Raw genomic sequence first — 17,709 nt, 5'->3', positions numbered from 1 at the left:
GGTTTCCCTCTCCGTAGCGTCGGCGGCGTACGAGCGGGTTTATCACCCTGCTTATCGGGGTCATTTTGGGAGACACCTAGTAAAAATGCTGTGGTAATGCGGGTTCTAGCGCAGTATTTGCCAGGTTTTAAAAGTGTTAACGTTCTCTTAACAATGTTAAGAGATAACCAGTGGCAAGCGGTCCACGGAGATGTGGATGCTTATCTAGATGCCGCAGGGGTTCGGCCGTTTTTAAACCTCGCTCCATCCTATGAAGAAAGCATTTACGCTCATTGAGCTGCTCGTCGTCATCGCGATCATCGCGATCCTCGCCGCCATCCTATTCCCAGTTTTTGCCCAAGCCAAGCTCGCCGCGAAGAAGACCCAGGGTCTCTCCCAGGCCAAGCAGATCGGTACCGGTCTCCAGATTTACCTCGGCGACAGCGACGACATGCTTCCCGCCTACCGCTTCGAGGAAGATCTCAACAGCACGATCATCAACCCGACCTACATCAAGCTGAAGGCGGCCAACGACCCGAAGGCGAACCTGATCGAGGCGAACGCTCAGCGATGCGTCTTCATCAACCAGACCCTCGATCCGTACATCAAGAACGATGGAATCTGGAAGGCGCCCACCAACTCCAAGGCATGGGTCAACGTTCAGGAGACCGGAACGGCCGATGCCGGCTTCCGCAGCTTCGGCGGCCAGAACAGCTACGCGGTTAACAACTACGTCTTCCGCTCCACCACGACCAAGTTCCCGGGCGTAATGCTCTCGGCGACTTCGATCGAGCAGACCGCTAACACCCTCGGCCTGGTCGACGCCACCTACTACAATGCGCTCCCGGCCATGCCGAACAACACGTTCTGCACGCTCGGCGGCTACAGCAAGAGCAGCTCGAGCTCGTACATGCACTACTGGAAGCACCTCGGCAACAACGAGCTGAACTTCAGCGCGCTTGGCAGCCCGGATCCGCTCGACCCGAGCAACGCTCAGGTTCTCAAGAATATCGATGCTCGCTACAGCGGCTTCGTGAACATGGTCCGAATGGACTCCAGCGCCAAGGCCGTCCAGGCCAAGTCGGTGGTCATGAACCTTCGCGACAAGGGTCGAGATTCTTACTGGAACCCGACCAAGGGCGACTGCGAGTAAATCCTCCTAGCCACGAAAAAGCCCCGCTCCTCGAAAGAGGAGCGGGGCTTTTTCGTACCCGAGTATATGGCGCGGCTTCTCACTCGGCGAGCCGCCCGTGCCACGGGGGTTACTCTTCGTCGTCTTCGTCGGAGGCAGGGGCGGGGGCCGGCTTCTCGACGGGCGCGGCCGGATCGTAGACTTCGACGGTGATCTTCGCATCCACTTCGCGGTGCAGGTCGATCTCCACTGGGTGGTTGCCGAGTCGCTTGATCGGCTCGATGAGCGCGATCTTCTTCTTCTCGACGTCGACGCCGAGCTGCTTCTTGACCGCATCGGCGACATCCTGCGAGGTGATCGCGCCGAACAGCTTGCCTTGCCCCGCGCCGACTTGGCCCGGAATGCGAACGGTCTGGCCGTTCAGCTTCTCTCGCACCCCTTCTGCGGCGGCCTTTTCGCCCGCCGTCTTGGCGGCGACCCGCTCGTTTCGCTTGCCAAGCGCCTGGATCTGCTTCTTGTCGGCGACGATCGCGAGTCCGCGAGGGAAGAGGTAGTTGCGGGCAAATCCGTCGGCGACGTTCACGACGGTGCCTTCTTTGCCAACTTTGGGCACGGTCTGATTGAGAATAACTTTCATTGATTGCTCCTTGTATCGTCAGGGCACAACCAGGCATGCCTGGCTACGCTTTTCTTTTTGGTTAGCAGTTGGCGGTTAGCAGTTAGCAGTCGGGAAAGAATGCCAACCGCGATTTGCCGGCTGATTACCTTCGAATGCCAATTCCGATGGTCGGCGCGTTTCCTCGGAAGACCCGATCAACGCCGAGCCAGCCGGAAAAGCCGTTGCGGAAGTCGTATCGCAATCGGAGATCGAGGCGGGGAGAGTTAATATCCCACGCGTCGGCCCGAAGCGATACGCTTGGCGACAGGCTGTAATCTACCCCAAACCCGGGCTTGCTCGCGAAGATACCGTACCGATAGCCCAGTGCGGGCGTGATCGGCCGGCCCACCTGGACGATCAATTTGTTTCGCTCGAACGCGTCGTACATCCCCGCGTAGAGGGTTCCGTCGGGGATGGGGAGATTGAAAGTGATGTCGGTGCGCCACCGGCCCGGCTCGCTCTCGCGCATCAGGTCGAGCTGGCTGCCGAGCTTGAATCCACCTCCGGGACTCTTCCGGTTAAAGAATCCCCCGACTTTGTCCAGCACCCCTTTAAGCTGCTGCTCGATGTCGACGGCGTTCGCGGCGATCTCGTTGGCCCGGTCGGTGAGGACGATCGCCTTGTCGGTGATGGTGGCGACGTTCTTGCTGATCTCGATGCCGTTCTTACTGATCTCCACCCCATTCTCGGTGATCGCCTTCGTGTTTTCTGCGATCCCCTTTCCGGTCGCGGTGATATCGGCGACGTTCGCGGCGATTCGGTCCGCCGGCTGGCGAAGCTTCGGATCGTTCACCAGGTTGTTCAGACTCACCACGAGGGCGTCCGCGTGCTTTTCGATCGTTTGAACGCGAGTCATGATCGCATCGGCGTTCTTTTGAAGCTTGCCGCTCTCCATGAGCTCGGCGACCTTGAGCGTTACCCGGCGGACGTCTTGCACCGCGTTGGTGGCGGCGGCGATGGCGCGGGTTACGTTAGCCTGATTCTGAAGGAGCGCCAGATCGACGTCGTGAGCCAGGTTCCCGAAGTGCTCGATGGTTTTATTGGAGGAGACCAATAGGGCTTGGATGTTCCCCTTTAGCTTCTGATCCTCCAGCAGCTTCCGTACCGCCACCATCGTGCGGGTCAGCTCCTTTACGGTGTCCTTGCTGTTCGGCAAGACACTGTCGAGCGGCGATCCTTTGTGCCCGGGTAGCGGGACGTCTTTGCGAGCGAGAGCCCCCGTTAGGTGCTCGGGTGGAACCAGGGTGATGGGGTTCGTGCCGAGTCCGATCAGTGAGGAGGGAATGACGGCCTCCGTGCCCTCCGGTACCTGGGTGCCCGGCTTCAGGTCGAGGCTCAGGCGGGCGAGCTTGGGGTTCAAGAGCCGGATTTTGGCCACGGAGCCTACTTCAACACCGGCCAGCAAGACCGGCGTCCCTTCGGTCACTCCCCCTGCGTCCTCGAAATCGGCCATGTACCGATCCATCTTGGGGGCGAGCAGGCTCTTGCCCAACACCGAGTACCCCCCGATGACCAGCCCCACAAAAACCACGAGGAGCAAACCCACCTTGGCGGCGCTCTGCATGGACGTAGTGTACTGCGAACCCGCTACGACGTAGGGGCGTGTAGGCCGCGGGTCGCCCGCCCCGGTCTAGATGGTCACGGGAATGGCCACATCCTTAAAAGCTCCGATGAGCCTGCTACACGGTCGGTAAAGCAGGCTCATCGAGCGAACGTGTCGACGCTACGATCGACTGCGATCTACGGAGTGATCGTTAAGATCGCGTACATGATGGACTCGCCGAAGTTTTGGGAACATACGGCTTTGATGGTCCAACCCGATTGACCGGAACCGCCGCCAATCGTGATGTCGAACGTCTTCACCGTTTCTCCCGGAGAAACCAAGACCGAGGCCGGGAGCGTAATGCCGACGGGCCCGCCGCCCTGCTTGGAAAGGGTGTAGGTGAGCTGGGTGTTCGGCGCTCGAGCCAATCGGATCCGGCCGGTTACCGTAGCCGTTCCGGAGGGAACCGTCGGCGTGTCGAGCGTCATCTTCGATCCGACGGTTTCAATCGTTAAGGTGGTGGATTTGCCGGCTGCCGTACAGGTGACCGGTACGAACCCTCCATATGCGTCAGGGGCGGCGGTGAACACAAAGGTCGCCGTCATGGCGCCGGCCGGCACCGTTACCGAGGCCGGAAAGGAGCCAAACGTATTGCCCCCCGTGAGGAATACTTTCTCACCACCGGCTTTGGCGGGTTGTCGCAGCGTAACCTGAAGTGTCGCCGAGTCGCCTCCCAAGATGGTCGGTCCATCGGAGGCGTTGACGAAGTCGATAGACACCGGCCGCTGGGCCAAAGCGTCCGTTGTGAATACATCGTCTTTGCCGTTGGTGTCCCCGGGGACCAGATTTCTCGTGAAGTCGGTAAAGACGATTCGGCTGCCATCGGTGTTAAACGAGACGTCCCAAGCGGTCGTCGGGAAGTTGCTCACTTGGTTGCCCAACGTCCGATCAAAGATATAGCCCGTACCCAAGGTTCCGGTGGTGTAGTTATATTGGAGGAAGGAAATGAACCGACCGTTTCCAGAGATCGTGGGCTCAATATAGTCCGACGTCGTCTGGGGAAGCGCAATAACGGTTGTCACGGCGGCTTGACGGTCGCGGACGAGCAATGCACTTCCCGGTCGGTCCGACGATCCTCCCAGACCGAGGTCGGGATTACGTCCGTACGTGGCGAAGGTGACGACGTTTCCGTCGTTGGAGATGGAGGGGCAGAAGCTGAACCCGTCGAGCTCGAGTCCTGACGTCGTCACCGAGACTCGCTCGGTGGTGTTGGCGACCATGTCTCTCACGAAGATATCGTCGGAGCCGTTGAGGTCGTTGGCGACGAGGTTGCTGGCGTTACTCTCGAAGGCGACGTAGCGGCCGTCGCTGCTAATGGAAGGGTACAGCGACTCGCTGTCCGCTTCGCCGAAGTCTCCGGCGGAAGCGCGGGTATTCGTTAATGCGACCCGGTCGTACACGTAGATGTCGCCGACGCCGTTGGTGTCGCCCGGCTTGATATCGGAAGCGTAAGACATGTAGGCGACGTAATGACCGTCGGCGCTGATCGAGGGCTGGTAGCTGGCCTTGTTAGCCTGAGAACCTCCTGGCGCGCAACTGGCGAGCGTTAGCTGCCCGTTGATCCTTCGCCATAGGATGACCTTGGCATAAGTGGTCGTGTTCGCAGCGATCAGGCTGGACGCCTCGGACACGAAGGCGACCCAGTTTCCATCGGCGCTGATGCACGGCTGGTAGCTGTTGCCGTCGCTCTCGGTTCCGTTCGGCCGCTGGGACACTTTAACCGTGGTGCCGTAGAGTCGGTCCCGCAGGAACACGTCCATCTTCTGGTTGCTATCCTTGGCGACCAGGTTGGGAGCGTTGCTCGAAAAGACGACGAAGCGGCCGTCCGCGCTGATTTTGCGCGAGTCGCCGTCGAGAAACTTGGCGGGCTCTCCGCTACTTAAGGTTCCCTGCCCGCCGGAGGAGCTAACGGAGTATCGCTCGAAGTACTGGGTCACGCCGGCGGAGAGGGCCGTGAACAGTATTTTGCGGGTGACGCCGCCGCCAGTCGCGGTGATCGTCGCCGTTCCCGTCGCGGCGGTGGTCGTCGTCATTGGGAACGCCTTGGTGGAAGTGCCGGCGGCGATGGTGACGGAGGCGGGAACGGTGAAGCCGGCCTTGTCGACTGAGAGGGTGACGGTCACTCCCCCGGTGGGGGCGTTCGAGGTCATGTAGATATAGCCGGTGGCGCTTTGTCCCGGCGATACGCTTGGCGGCTCGAAGACGATGTTGCTTAGAGACTGGGCTCGGCTAGCAACGGCGCATAGAACGAGAAATGGAATCGTAAACAGTCTGAATCGGCTCATGAGATATTCCGTCCCCTTCCCCGTGGCTCGTCAACAAAATTTCGATTCACGGGAAAAGGCAAATTCAGACACAGTATAAGTGCCAGGATAGCCGCCGCGGGTTCGAATGCCGGTTAGTGTTCCAGGCTTCGCAACGTTAAGGGTTGTTGAGAGGAGAGGGAACGGCGTTCCGACATTGCGCGACCGCTATCCTCGAATGACGCGGTTGTCCCCGACCCGGATAGTGAATCGCACCGAGTCCATGTACTCCAGCAGAGGAATGATATATTTGCGGCTGGTGCCCAGGGCGTCGCGGGCCTCGGAAGCCGGGAATGGCTTCGTGCCGAGAGCGTCCTTCAAACGGGCCTTCAGCGCTTCGATCTGGTGGACCGTATAGAAGACGCCCTCGAAAACCTGCACGAGCTCGCCAGCCTGGACGCCGAGGCGCAGGACCTCTTCGATCGCCTGAGGAGGGGCGACGATCGTCTTGGCGATATCGTGCGGTCCGGGCACGTTCACCGTCTCTCGTTCCATCGCTTCGATCGCCCGGTCCAAGAATTCCCGCTGGCGTGTGGGGAGCTGAGGTTTGTAGGCGATGTCGCGGACGGCGGTCCCGCTCACGGTGATCTTGCCACGAGCAGCTAATTCAGAGATGATCCGGTCGAGCGGCTTACCGTTCCAGCCAAGCCCGGCTCCTTGGACGGCTCGCTCCCGCGGGATTCCGGCGAGGGTGGGGGTTTTCGAGTGTTGCTGCGTCAGGGCGGCCATGAAGCGGTCGGCGCCTGCTTCGAATCCTTCGGGCGTCATCCAGAGCCCGGCAAAGCCGCGAAGCCGATCCTTTTCGCGCAACTGTTCAAAAACGTCTCCGAGCGCCTGCGGGGTCTTGCCCAACCGACGGCAGATCTCTTCCGTCGAGACTCCGTTCGGATCGTCCCCCACCGTTTCAACCACTGCGGTCCCAAGATCTTGGGCTTCGACTTTCTTGGTCTCCTCTTTTTTCCGTCGAACCTTGGCTTGCGGAACGGTCACCCGACCGCCGCCCATCAGTCGAGGCGGCGAATATCGCCTGAGGATCAGGGGTTGGTCGAGGGCGCAGGCGATCGGGCTCTCTAGCCGAAGCTGCGCCAGCTCGGGATCGGCGTCGTTGAGGAACGCCTTCCCGATCACTTCTTCCGCGCCGATCGAGAGTCGGATCCGCTCACCGTGCTTCGGCGGCTTAATCCATTGCACACGAGCGTCGAGCATCGACGTCTCAAAAACGGCGCCGGGAGCCCCGAGGGTCATGCCTCGGCGGACGTCTTCCAACTTGACGCCGGAGAGATTAAGCCCGGTGCGTTGGCCCCGTTCGCTGGAATCCTCGGCCTCGCCATGGGTTTGGATTCCACGGACGCGAACTTCCCAATGTCCGGGCTCTAGATATGCTCGGTCACCGACGGAGACCCGCCCTTGAGCCAGCGTGCCGGTCACTACTACTCCATGCCCCTTGGCGCTAAAGGCGCGGTCGATGGGGAGGTACCAGGGGGCTGAGGCGTTAGGGCGTTTGGCGCTCGGCGCGTTTAGCGCGCCAACCAACTCCGATTTAAGTTCCTCCAGACCTTCGCCGGTGAAGGCGGAGACGGGGACGATGGGGGCTTTTCCGAAGCGAGATCCGGCGACAAGCTCCTCGATCTCGGCTTGGGCCAGTTCGCGGGTTTCTGGGTCGGCGAGGTCGGCTCGGGTCATCGCGACGACCAAGTGCTCGACCGGCAGAAGCTCCAGGATCTGGAGGTGCTCACGGCTTTGCGGCATCACGGCTTCGTCCGCCGAAACACAGAGGAGGGCCACGTCGATGCCGAGCGCGCCGACCAGCATGTTGGTCAAGAACCGTTCGTGCCCGGGTACGTCCACGATCGAGACTCGCCCGACCTCCGGTAGATCGAGGTAAGCGAAACCGACGTCGATCGTCATTCCGCGCTCCTTTTCCTCGGGAAGGCGGTCGGCGTCGATGCCGGTCAGTGCCTTGATCAGCGTGGTCTTACCGTGGTCGACGTGTCCGGCGGTTCCGATCAGTTTGGCCATAAATTGCTATTGACCCGGGGCGGTTACCTCTCGTACCGAAACTTCCCCGTCCACGCAGTTCCAGAGGTGGAATACGCCTTCGGTGGTGGCGGCGCCGAAGTCACCTTCTTTGCTAATGGCAAGGACGACACATGGAATCTCGAGGCTGGCGGGTTGCCGGCGCATCATTTGCTTAATTGTGTCGTCGCAGGCTTCCTGGGCGGTCAGGCCGCGACGCATCCCTTCGACGGTGCGGAACGACGCGCACGCCTTCCAGAGCTCCTCTCCGAGGCCGGTTGCACCCGCCGCGCCGGCTTCGTCGTCGGCATAGATTCCGGCTCCGATGATGGGAGAGTCACCCACGCGGCCCGGAAGCTTCCATGCGAGGCCGCTCGTGGCACTTGCCGACACCATGTGTCCGTCTTGCCATCCGAGCATCGTTACGGTGTCGCCGTGCTTGTGCTCGTCGGTGGTGTGGATGTACTGAAAACCGATCTTGCCCGCTCGCCATGCATCGTATTGCCGCACCGCTTCCTCGGTCATCAAGTTCTGGGGTTTGAATCCCTTTTCCATCGCGAATCTCTTGGCTTGGTCGCCGGCCAGCATCACGTGCGGGGTGTCTTCGAGCACCTTCCTTGCTACCGAGATCACTGGGCAGATGTTTTGAACTGCGCAGACTGCGCCCGCGGAGAGGTCGGCGCCGTCCATCATCGCGGCGTCCAGTTCCAGCTCGCCATCCGCGTTGGCGAGCGACCCGAGGCCGATGGCAAGGTACTTAGGGTCGAGCTCGCACGCCGCCAGCCCTTCTTCGAGGCACGTTCGCAGGTCGCCCCCCTTTTGGTGGGCTTGCCAAGCGGTTTCCACCGCCGTCTGTCCAGGTTCTCGCCACGTCGCGAGGAAGATCGTCATAAGGAGACAGGTTACTCGGCGGACGTGATCCGTAGCATCGGCTCCCCGCCGGTGAACCCGAACGATCCCTCCCGACGCGCGCTCTGGAGGGTCCCGTTCCTGCGGGGCTTCCCATCCAAGAGCGGCAAGGGGATTGCCCGACCGATGGGCGGACCCTGCCCGACGGCGCGTCGGGAGGGATCGCCAATCCTATCTCGATCAGCCTTCCCTTCCGAACTGCCAACCGCCAACGGCTAACTCCCCCGCTTCAGTGCCGTGACCTCGATTTCGATCCTCATCCTGGAGTCGAGTAGGTTGGCGGAGAACATCGTGGCGGCGGGGCGGACCTCGCCGAAATAACGGTTGAGAACCGGCCAGCAGGCTTCGAACTCGGACGGATCGGGCAGGATGTAGTGCACCCGCACGACGTCCGCTAGCGTGGCCCCGGCCTCGGCTAGAGCGGCTTCGATGTTCTTGAAGCACTGCTCTGTCTGCTCCACGACGCTGGACGCGAGCGTCATCGTGGCGTAGTCGAATCCGGTGGTTCCGGAGACGAAAACCCATCGGCCGTCGACCACCGCGCGGGAGTATCCGATCTCCCTCTCAAACCTCGAGCCGCTGGAGATGAGTTTTCTTTCGCGCATCGTTTAATTTGGCACAGCCTTCGTACAACCCTTCAACTGGGGAATCATCGGCGGGACGCCGACGCTACGGGTAACGTGGGCTGATGGCACGGCTGGCGGCGCAGCTTTATACGGTACGGGACTTTACGGGCACGGAAGAGGGGTTCGCGGACGTCCTGCGGATGTGCCACGGCATCGGCTACGAGGGGGTCCAGCTTTCGGCGATCGGTTGCATGAACGGGGACGCGCCGACGGTGAATGCGGCCCGAGCACGCGAACTATTGGACGAGAACGGCCTCGTCTGCTGCGCCACCCACCGGCCGTGGAATCGTTTGGTGGATAACCTCGACGAGGAGATCGAGTTCCACAAGACGCTGGGCTGCGACTACGTCGCGATCGGAGGCATCTGGGACTACGGCCAAGATGCCGACGCCTATCGCCGGTTTCTCAAAGACGCACAACCGGTGATCGCCGGGCTCAAAGAGGCGGGAATCCGCTTCGGCTATCACAACCACTCGCATGAATTCATCCGCGATCCTGAAACCGGCCGACCCTGTTACGAGATTCTGATCGAGGAGGGAGCGCCCGATTTGATGCTGGAAGTGGACACCTACTGGGTGGCTCATGCGGGGGCCGATCCCGCGGCGCTTTTGCGCCGCCTCGCGGGCCGCGTACCGGTGATTCACGTGAAGGACATGGAAGTGGTTCCGAAGGAGGGAGGCGTCATGGCCCCGGTAGGGGAAGGGAACCTCAATTGGGACGCCATCCTCTCCGCCGCCAACGAGGCCGGCGTGGAGTGGCACGCGGTGGAGCAGGACATCTGCCGCCGCGACCCGTTCGACTGTTTGGATTCGAGCTACCGGTTTTTGTCGGAAAGGTAATACCGTGGCACTGGCATCTTGCCAGTGGGTCCCAAGGGCTTCCAGCCCTTGGCCCTTTCACAGGACTAAGGATGGTTGTGGGGGTTCATCGGCTGAGAGCCGATGCTACGTTCACACGACCAGGATGGTCGTGATACACACGGGCTGGAAGCCCGTGCCACGGAAAACGAAGGGTCTTTTCGCCCATGAGCGTCGTCTCATTTACGTAAACTCCCCAAATCTCCATGGCACGCTCCGAAGAGCCGGAAGAACGTGGGGCCGGCGGGCAGGGACCTAACCCGCTTCGCCGGCTGCTCCCGGAACTGAAACCGTTCCGGCGCTCCATGGCGCTTTGCGTTTTCCTCACCATCGCGCAGAGCGTCTTCGGGTTTCTCCCTCCGTTCGTGCTGGGTGACATCGTCAACCGTTTGCAGCGCGGCGAGCATATCAATACCGTCCTGTATTTGGTGATGATCGTCTCGCTGGCCGGCGCTCAGGCGCTCCTCGCTTATGCGCTTGCGGTATCGATGTCTTCGCTCGGGCAGCGGTTCTTGCTGCACATCCGCGAGCGGATGCTGGCGCACATGCAATCGTTGCCGATCGCGTACTTCGAGAAGAACCAAACCGGCAAGCTGGTCAGCAACGTGATCAACGACGCGACGTCGGTCCAGCAGCTCATCACCGGCAATTTGACCACGATGATGGGCGACTTCGTGCAGCTCGTCCTCGTCATCGTGGTGCTGTTCAGCATCAATCCGGTGATGGCTTTGCTCAGCCTCGGGGTGGCCCCGGTTTACATTCTCAGCTTCCGCCATTTTTATAAGCCGCTAGTTCAAACCAGCGATAAGATCCGAGCCCGCCGCGACTCCATGTACGGCCAGATGCAGGAGAAGCTGGCGGGAATCCAGACGGTAAAAGGGTTCGGTCAAGAGCGATGGGAGGCCCGCAGCTTCATGGTCACCACGCGGGAGCTGATGGGATTAAACGTCCATCAGGGGGCGCTCGGCGGAGCGCTCTGGACGGTGGCGGACGCCCTGTGCGGCGTGGCGACCGGCCTCGTACTTCTCTACGGCGGCCGCCTTTGCCTCGAAGGGAAGATGGAGGCGGGGACCCTTGTGATGTTCTTGCTTTACGCGGTCACCTACGTGTATGGCCCGATCGTTAGGTTCCTCGTGAGCCTCGATCCGATCGCCCGGACCCAGGCCGCGCTGGAGCGAATCTTCCGCACCCTCGATACTAAGAACGAGGTGCTGGACCTGCCGGGCGCGCTGCCGATGCCAAAGATCCGGGGCGAGGTGCGGTTCGAGGATGTATGGTTCGAATACGAACCGGGGCAGCCGGTTTTGAAAGGGATCGACTTCACCGTGAATCCCGGCGAGATGGTCGCCTTGGTCGGCTTCTCGGGGAGCGGGAAGACCACCCTCGCGAGCCTGTTGCTCCGCCATTACGATCCGACTTCGGGGCGGATCATGTTGGACGACATCGACTTGCGAGATACGCAGATCTCCTCGTATCGTTCTCAGGTCGGAGTGGTGGCTCAGGAGAGCATCCTCTTCAACACGACCATTCGGGAGAACATCCGCTACGGCAGGATGGAGGCGACGGACGAGGAGGTTGAGGAAGCGGCCCGGGCGGCGAGTATTCACGATGCGATCGCTGCGCTGCCGGACGGGTACGAAACGCGGATCGGCGAGGAGGGGATCAAGCTCTCGGTCGGCGAGAAGCAGCGGGTCGCCATCGCTCGCGCGTTGCTGGCCGACCCTCGAATCTTGATCTTAGACGAGGCGACGTCGTCGCTCGATTCGCAGACAGAGGCGCTGCTTCAGGCGGCGCTCGACAATCTGATGGCGGGACGGACGAGCTTCGTCATCGCCCACCGGCTCTCGACGATCGTCAAGGCCGAGAAGATCGTCGTCCTGGAGCGCGGCATCGTCACCGAGATCGGCACCCACCGCCAGCTCTTACGGAACGAGGGTTTGTATTCGCGCCTCTACAACGAGCAGTTCCGAGTCGCCCTTCAGGCGGCGAGCTAGCCTAATTCAAAGGTGGTCACGCCGAACACTTTATCGAGATCGATGTCCGGCGCGGGGCCGGTGTAGATTCGGGCGGTTTCGAAAACTTTCTTCAGGCCGTTGCTTTCGGCCAGCTTCACGGCGGCAGCATTCGGTTCCGGGACATCAAGGAAAACGGGGCCTTCGCCGTCTGTTCGATGGCAAAGCGCTCGAAACAACTCATCGGCGACGGCGGCGTCATCGGCGAAGAGCGGGCCGATTTTGAAGCCTTCCCAGCATCGCCGGATAGTTCCGTAACCCTTCAACCGGCCGTCGGAAACGACGGCATAGCTTGGGTTGTTTAGCCAGCAGCGAAGGAACGAGTCGCGAGGCGCCGGAAAGCATCGCCGGTCGTAGGCGGCGACTTCGTCGAACGTGACGTGCAGCCCGTCCGAATTGGGGCCGATCTGAACCACATCCGGCGAGTTGCGCGCGAGGGACGGTGGGGAGCCGCCATAACGGATGTTTCGATAGGCGAGATTGAACCCGGCGGACAGGTACTTCGGGATCATCTCGACGACGCCATCGCCGCCGGCGTTGTACCCCTGCATTCGGTCCATCGCCACTTTCCATAGGTCGAGGCTATAGCCCTTGCCCCGATGCTCGGGCAATACGATGTAGAACCCCATGAACCCGAAACCTTCGGGATACCGGACGGCGGAGATGCACCCCACGGGTTCTCCATCTAGCAGTCCGATAAGGAATCCTTCGGGGTCGGTCCGGTAGAAGCACTCGGCGTCACTGAGTCCCGGGTTCCACCCTTCTTTCGCCGCGAGTTGGACGGCCCAATCCACCTCTTCCCGTTTCATCGCGCGGATATCCACGCGATATCGTGGCATGAGTGGTCCGCCCGTAGCGTCGGCGTCCTCGCCGATGACCCCTTGACATTACGATGTAAACGCGTTAACCTTAGGCATGATCCAGACGTTGGTGGCTTTCGTGGCGCTCGTGTCCTCCTGCTCGGGCGCCGCTCCCCAGCGGCCGCTCATCGGCCCCTTGGGCGTAGAAGTTAGCGACCATCCGAGCGCGTTCGTCGATATCGCCAAGCGGCTTCGGCCTTTCCAGCAGATTGGCGGCGACAAGCCGGTGCCGACCGACGAGAGCGGGTGGCCGAAAGGGGACGGTTTCACTGTCCTCATGGACGACCGCCCGACGATGGCGTGGGCGCCGCCGATGGACGATCCGGACCATTACCAGCCGGACGAAAGCGGAACGTATCACCTGTCGTTTCTAGGCAAGGCGGACGTGGCGCCCACCGGGGGATCGCCCGTCCAGGTTCGGGGCCTGACATACGACCCGAGCCGCAACACCAGTCGGGCCGAAGTCATCCTGCCAAAGGGCGCGCCGAACCTGATCATTCTCGCTTTCACACATACTCAACGCGATAGCTGGTCGCCTCCCTTGAGCGGCATCACGGGTCTTCGCTTGATCCGGCCTGGGTATCCGGCGGATACCCACGAGGTCTTCACCAAAGACTTTCTCAAGGCGCTGCAGCCGTTCTCGTATTTGCGGACGATGGGCTGGTTGGATACCAACTACCAAGCCGGCTACTACGGCGATCGCGGCCACCACCTCATTCGCTGGGAAGACCGCACTTGGCCGACCGATGCGAGCCAAGGGATGGAAGGGCTACGGCCAGGGACCCACGGGGTCGCTTGGGAGTACATCGTCCAGCTCGCCAATTTAACCCACAAAGATCTGTGGATTAACATCCCGGTCTCCGCCACCGGCGCTTCGCCCGACGACAAGTCGAGCTACATTTACCAACTCGCCCAGATGCTGAAGCGGGACCTCGATCCGAAACTGAAGATCTACGTCGAGCACAGCAACGAGGTCTGGAACTTTGGGTTCTCCCAATACATCTGGAACAAGCTGGCGGCGGTGGACGAGGTGGGGCAAGGGAACTCGCCGCTCAACCGCGACGGCTCGACCGACCAGGAGCAATGGTCGCGCCGCCGCCATGCCCAGCGGCTCTACCAGATCGCCAAGATCTTCGAATCGGTTTTTGGAGCGGGGTCGCTGCAGAACCGCATCCGGCCCATCTATGCGGCATGGACAATTCAGCCGGCCTGGTACGACGAGGTATTGGGTTGGATGGAGAAGACGTACGGCGCGCCGAAGAGCTACTTCTATGCGATGGCGGAAACCGCTTATATGAACGACCAGGGCGCCGCCAAAACGGCGACTCCGGAGGAGGTGCTGGAGGCGATGCGGCAGGATAGTCTGGCGGGACGCGCCTACACCAAGCAACTCAAAGCGATCGCGACCAAGTACGGGTTGAAACTCGCGGCGTACGAGGCGGGGCCTGATAACGGAGGGGGCGATCCCACGAACATCGGTAACCGGATCCGGGCGAACCGTTTGCCCCAAATGAAGGAGCTGGTTCTCCACCACTTCCTCGATCATTTCTATGGGCTCGGCGGGGACATCGCGACGTACTTCGCTTTGTCGAGCTCTGCCAGCCGCTTCGGTTGCTGGGGAGCTACCGAGGATCTCGCTCACTTGGATACGCCAAAGTTCAAGGCGATTTACGAGATGACTGGACCTATCAAGGTCGTGAACATCAACAACCCGGGCGACGAGTTATCACATGGGATGCAGATTCTTCCCATCTCCCACCTAAAAGCGAGGCCCGGGCCCGGCGAAGTTACGCTTACTTGGCAAAAGCGTCCCGGTGCGAAGTACACCGTCTGGTACACGACCGGCGGCAACTTCATCGTCGCCGCAAGAAATCTCAAAGAGCCTAAATTCCGCCACCGCCGACTGAAGTCAGGGGTGTCTTACACCTACTACGTGGTAGGCAGCTTTGGGGAAACTCAAACCCCGCCCTCCGCTCAGGTGCAAGTAACTCCCAGATAGCCCTCATTTCTTCCATCCGGACCCGCACGCGAAAACGGGCCGGTCTGACGGTCAATCACAGATTCAAATTACATTTAGCTTGCCCGTAGCCCGGGGACTTATCCCCGGGCTACGGGCGGGTGAAGACAGTCAGCTTATTTCGTCAATGACCATGAGACCGGCGGTCCTACCGAACCCGTAAGTGGACGCGGCCGATAAGACCGGCAGGGGGTGGGGTTTTGACCTGGTTCTTTTCGCCCGGAGCGGGGAAGCGGTTGCCGTATTTGGCCCGGAGTGGCCCTAGGTCTTCATCGGGCAAGCCGAGGAACCGGTTGAGTGGTAGGTTGGCGACCTTGACTTCGATGTCGTTCGAGCCGCGCCTCAGGAACTTGCCGATCTCCGCCTCGTAGGGAGGCGACCACACATACGCCGCGTGATGGCCATTAACCAGGACCTCGGCCGCTTCGCGGACCTCATCGAACGCGAGGGAAACGGTTGAACTGGGGCGGTTCCAGATCAGCTTAGTCTGGTAAGTGGCGACGCCGGAGAAGTGGGGATCCGGCCACGGCTTCAGCTCCCGGCTGGAGAAGCTGGCAGGGGCGTCCGGACCTTGGAAAGAGATCTGCCACTCGGGCTCCCAGGCGATTTCGTCTTGCGGTTCGGCTGGGAGAGGTTCGGAGGCCGTGGCAGCGCCGACCACCAAGAAAGCCGATCCTCGGGCCGACAGCGAGACGCCGAACATGCCGGACGCTCCGGGCAGAAGCCGCCACGACCTGCCCGACTTCGGGTCCCAAAACTCGACTGGCTTTGCGCCTGCGCCGGGGAACCTGACCTTTAGCGAAACGGGTTGGGAGTCGACGTTTGCCAAGAAGTAGATGTCCAGGCCAGGCAGCGATCGCTGGACGAAGCCGACGGTCTCCGGAACCGGCTCCATTACGATCTGGGGTCTCTTCGCTCGGGCCAAGAACGCCCCTACCTCCTCGTCTCGCGGCAGGAGTACGCCGAGCCCCTTGCCACAGGGGTGGCGCTCCCAGGCTACCGGACGCGATCCGAAGACTTCCTCGACCAACCGCTGGAACTCCGCACGCTCCGCCTCCGATGTCGCTCCGGCGGGGGCGATCGGGACTTGAACCACTGCGATCACCAGTCCCCCCGCTTCGGCGAAGCGGTGGACTTTACGCAGCGCGGAAAGCTCCATCGTCTGAAGATTTGGGAGCACCACGGTGTGATACGAAGAGGTTCCGGCGGTAAGGTTGGAGCCCGAAACTCTGGCGATGTCGTTCATCGCGAAGAAGTCGATGCCGTCGTAGTCGAACCCGTGGGAGAAGATGCCTTGGAGTAGCGCCGAGCCATGCTTCAGGGCGTTTTGGAGGCCGAATTCGCTTGTCGCCTTTCCGGTAACGAAGTGATCGCGGACCAGGAAGTCGAGCAGCATCTGGTCCATGCCGCCGTGCGCGAGGACATCCTCGACCGGCAGGTACACGGCGACGCTCACCTTCGGCTTCCCTTGCCGCAGCATCCATTGACATCGGTTGACGTACTCCACCAGCCCGGGAAAGGCAAGCCATTGCGGGTTGTTCCGGTTCATGTAAGGACCGTAGTAGGGAACCCAGCCCGGCTGCCCGGCGGACTTCGGCGAGTAGGCGAAATCGACTCCCGTGAGGTCGTTGCACCCGCCGAGGAGGGTCATGTCGGTGACGACCTTGAGGTCGCTAAGGGTGTCGCCGAGGCGGTTGGGGAGGCCGAGCCAGGTCCAGGCTTCGGAACCGATGACGTTTTTTCGTGCCATGTGGGCGGCGGAGGCGACGTACTTCTGCACGGAGAAGCCGCGCCATTCGTAGTGCTCACCGGTGGGGACGTCGATGGATCGGTAGGCCGACATCGGATTGGGTGGCGTTCCGTACGCCTCCATTTCCAACTTGACGCGGTGCTTTCGGGACCAGTCGCCGAGCGGTTTGGTGAACCGCTCCGCCGTGAGCTCCATCAGCGTTCGCCAATAGTCGAAGCGCACGGCATCCCCCTCGGGGCTCTTGTCGGAGAAGGCCTGGGGCAGCTTCGGGATCAGCTCGTAACCGCGCCGGCGCTTGAACTGCGCGGGCAGATCGCTTGCCCAGTTCGCGCTGTAGACCTCGAGACTGTCGCAACCGAGGGCGTCCACGTTCCCCTTGGATTGATCCAGGATCGGGCGCACGTTCGCCTCCAACCAGCGGGTGAGCGCGCCTTCGTTGAAATGATCCAGAACCAGGCCCTCCGCTCCAAAGGCGGCTCGCTTCACGTTCTGCCCGGTAGGGGTCTCGATATAGAGCCGGTTGCCGGAAGTGGCGATGAGTCGCTCGTTCGGCTTTAGGGTGGGTACAGGCTTGCCGTTCGGAACAACCACTTCGATAAGCTTCTTCGCCGCGTCGGCAGGTGTCACCGAGGGGCCGCCGAATGGCCAGCCCGTGCCGCCGTTCACTCCGAACCGGAGCTGGCGCCTCCGGGCTTCTGCCGCGGCGTAGGCAAAAGTCGACAGGAATTCCGGGCTGCCGAAGCGTTGGTTGACGATGCCGCGCGCCACGTCGTCGATGGCGACCGGGTACATGAAGTACGCCACGAGGCCGCCCAGCCCGGCTTGTTTGGCGTCGTCCAGGTGAGCGTCGATTTCCGGCTTGGTCCAAGCCGGGCCGAAGACCCGGAAGTACATGCGCATTCGCGACTCGGGCGGGACGTCTTTGAATCCGGCGAGGATCGGGTTTTGGGCGGCCAGCATTGCGGTGAGAGCGAGGGCGGCAAGCAT

At 61.4% G+C, this 17,709-nt stretch carries 12 protein-coding genes; 4 read left to right on the top strand and 8 right to left on the bottom strand.

Features of this window, described 5'->3' with window-relative positions:
• Positions 1 to 250 precede the first annotated feature (250 nt).
• Positions 251 to 1,132 carry a prepilin-type N-terminal cleavage/methylation domain-containing protein gene (locus tag OP10G_RS27325; RefSeq protein ID WP_025227436.1) on the top strand — a complete coding sequence of 294 codons (882 nt, stop codon included), beginning with the start codon at positions 251 to 253 and terminating at the stop codon, positions 1,130 to 1,132.
• Between the two features lie 109 nt (positions 1,133 to 1,241).
• On the opposite strand, the gene rplI is transcribed toward OP10G_RS27325, so the two are convergent.
• From rplI to OP10G_RS02595, 6 genes are all read right to left on the bottom strand, one after another.
• Entirely contained in the window at positions 1,242 to 1,748 is a 507-nt protein-coding gene (gene rplI, locus OP10G_RS02620) for a 50S ribosomal protein L9 (RefSeq protein WP_025227437.1), read from the bottom strand.
• A gap of 124 nt (positions 1,749 to 1,872) precedes the next feature.
• On the bottom strand, positions 1,873 to 3,333 hold the full coding sequence (locus OP10G_RS02615; protein ID WP_025227438.1) for an MlaD family protein: 1,461 nt from the start codon (positions 3,331 to 3,333) through the stop codon (positions 1,873 to 1,875).
• Between the two features lie 176 nt (positions 3,334 to 3,509).
• Positions 3,510 to 5,657 (bottom strand): TolB family protein, encoded by a 2,148-nt coding sequence (locus tag OP10G_RS02610; protein WP_025227439.1) that lies wholly within the window; start codon positions 5,655 to 5,657, stop codon positions 3,510 to 3,512.
• Positions 5,658 to 5,843: 186 nt separating this feature from the next.
• Positions 5,844 to 7,694, bottom strand: a complete 1,851-nt coding sequence (gene selB, locus OP10G_RS02605) for a selenocysteine-specific translation elongation factor (protein WP_025227440.1) — start codon at positions 7,692 to 7,694, stop codon at positions 5,844 to 5,846.
• Between the two features lie 6 nt (positions 7,695 to 7,700).
• The gene (locus OP10G_RS02600) at positions 7,701 to 8,582 is read right to left on the bottom strand and encodes a glycosylasparaginase (RefSeq protein ID WP_025227441.1); all 882 of its coding nucleotides are present in this window, start codon (positions 8,580 to 8,582) and stop codon (positions 7,701 to 7,703) included.
• A 233-nt stretch (positions 8,583 to 8,815) separates the two neighbouring features.
• Entirely contained in the window at positions 8,816 to 9,205 is a 390-nt protein-coding gene (locus OP10G_RS02595; RefSeq protein ID WP_025227442.1) for a RidA family protein, read from the bottom strand.
• A gap of 83 nt (positions 9,206 to 9,288) precedes the next feature.
• On the opposite strand from OP10G_RS02595, the gene OP10G_RS02590 reads away from it, so the two are divergent.
• Positions 9,289 to 10,065: a sugar phosphate isomerase/epimerase family protein gene (locus OP10G_RS02590; RefSeq protein WP_025227443.1), complete on the top strand. Its 777-nt coding sequence runs from the start codon at positions 9,289 to 9,291 to the stop codon at positions 10,063 to 10,065.
• 224 nt (positions 10,066 to 10,289) lie between these two features.
• Positions 10,290 to 12,077 (top strand): ABC transporter ATP-binding protein, encoded by a 1,788-nt coding sequence (locus tag OP10G_RS02585; RefSeq protein WP_025227444.1) that lies wholly within the window; start codon positions 10,290 to 10,292, stop codon positions 12,075 to 12,077.
• Here the strand turns inward: OP10G_RS02585 and OP10G_RS02580 are convergent.
• On the bottom strand, positions 12,074 to 12,934 hold the full coding sequence (locus tag OP10G_RS02580; protein ID WP_025227445.1) for a GNAT family N-acetyltransferase: 861 nt from the start codon (positions 12,932 to 12,934) through the stop codon (positions 12,074 to 12,076). The genes OP10G_RS02585 and OP10G_RS02580 overlap by 4 nt on opposite strands.
• 76 nt (positions 12,935 to 13,010) lie before the next feature.
• Between OP10G_RS02580 and OP10G_RS02575 the strand changes: the two genes are divergently transcribed.
• The gene (locus tag OP10G_RS02575) at positions 13,011 to 14,954 is read left to right on the top strand and encodes a hypothetical protein (protein WP_025227446.1); all 1,944 of its coding nucleotides are present in this window, start codon (positions 13,011 to 13,013) and stop codon (positions 14,952 to 14,954) included.
• Positions 14,955 to 15,120: 166 nt separating this feature from the next.
• On the opposite strand, the gene OP10G_RS02570 is transcribed toward OP10G_RS02575, so the two are convergent.
• Positions 15,121 to 17,709: a glycosyl hydrolase gene (locus OP10G_RS02570; RefSeq protein WP_025227447.1), complete on the bottom strand. Its 2,589-nt coding sequence runs from the start codon at positions 17,707 to 17,709 to the stop codon at positions 15,121 to 15,123.

The organism is Fimbriimonas ginsengisoli Gsoil 348 (assembly GCF_000724625.1).
Taxonomy (GTDB): domain Bacteria; phylum Armatimonadota; class Fimbriimonadia; order Fimbriimonadales; family Fimbriimonadaceae; genus Fimbriimonas; species Fimbriimonas ginsengisoli.
The sequence above is the reverse complement of the archived record's forward strand: the minus strand, read 5'-3'. Positions and strand labels throughout refer to the sequence as shown.

Excerpts from the sequence above, each read along its gene's own strand:
- OP10G_RS27325 (WP_025227436.1), top strand. The coding sequence starts at position 251 with ATGAAGAAAGCATTTACGCTCATTGAGCTGCTCGTCGTCATCGCGATC.
- rplI (WP_025227437.1), bottom strand. The coding sequence starts at position 1,748 with ATGAAAGTTATTCTCAATCAGACCGTGCCCAAAGTTGGCAAAGAAGGC.
- OP10G_RS02615 (WP_025227438.1), bottom strand. The coding sequence starts at position 3,333 with ATGCAGAGCGCCGCCAAGGTGGGTTTGCTCCTCGTGGTTTTTGTGGGG.
- OP10G_RS02610 (WP_025227439.1), bottom strand. The coding sequence starts at position 5,657 with ATGAGCCGATTCAGACTGTTTACGATTCCATTTCTCGTTCTATGCGCC.
- selB (WP_025227440.1), bottom strand. The coding sequence starts at position 7,694 with ATGGCCAAACTGATCGGAACCGCCGGACACGTCGACCACGGTAAGACC.
- OP10G_RS02600 (WP_025227441.1), bottom strand. The coding sequence starts at position 8,582 with ATGACGATCTTCCTCGCGACGTGGCGAGAACCTGGACAGACGGCGGTG.
- OP10G_RS02595 (WP_025227442.1), bottom strand. The coding sequence starts at position 9,205 with ATGCGCGAAAGAAAACTCATCTCCAGCGGCTCGAGGTTTGAGAGGGAG.
- OP10G_RS02590 (WP_025227443.1), top strand. The coding sequence starts at position 9,289 with ATGGCACGGCTGGCGGCGCAGCTTTATACGGTACGGGACTTTACGGGC.
- OP10G_RS02585 (WP_025227444.1), top strand. The coding sequence starts at position 10,290 with ATGGCACGCTCCGAAGAGCCGGAAGAACGTGGGGCCGGCGGGCAGGGA.
- OP10G_RS02580 (WP_025227445.1), bottom strand. The coding sequence starts at position 12,934 with ATGCCACGATATCGCGTGGATATCCGCGCGATGAAACGGGAAGAGGTG.
- OP10G_RS02575 (WP_025227446.1), top strand. The coding sequence starts at position 13,011 with ATGATCCAGACGTTGGTGGCTTTCGTGGCGCTCGTGTCCTCCTGCTCG.
- OP10G_RS02570 (WP_025227447.1), bottom strand. The coding sequence starts at position 17,709 with ATGCTTGCCGCCCTCGCTCTCACCGCAATGCTGGCCGCCCAAAACCCG.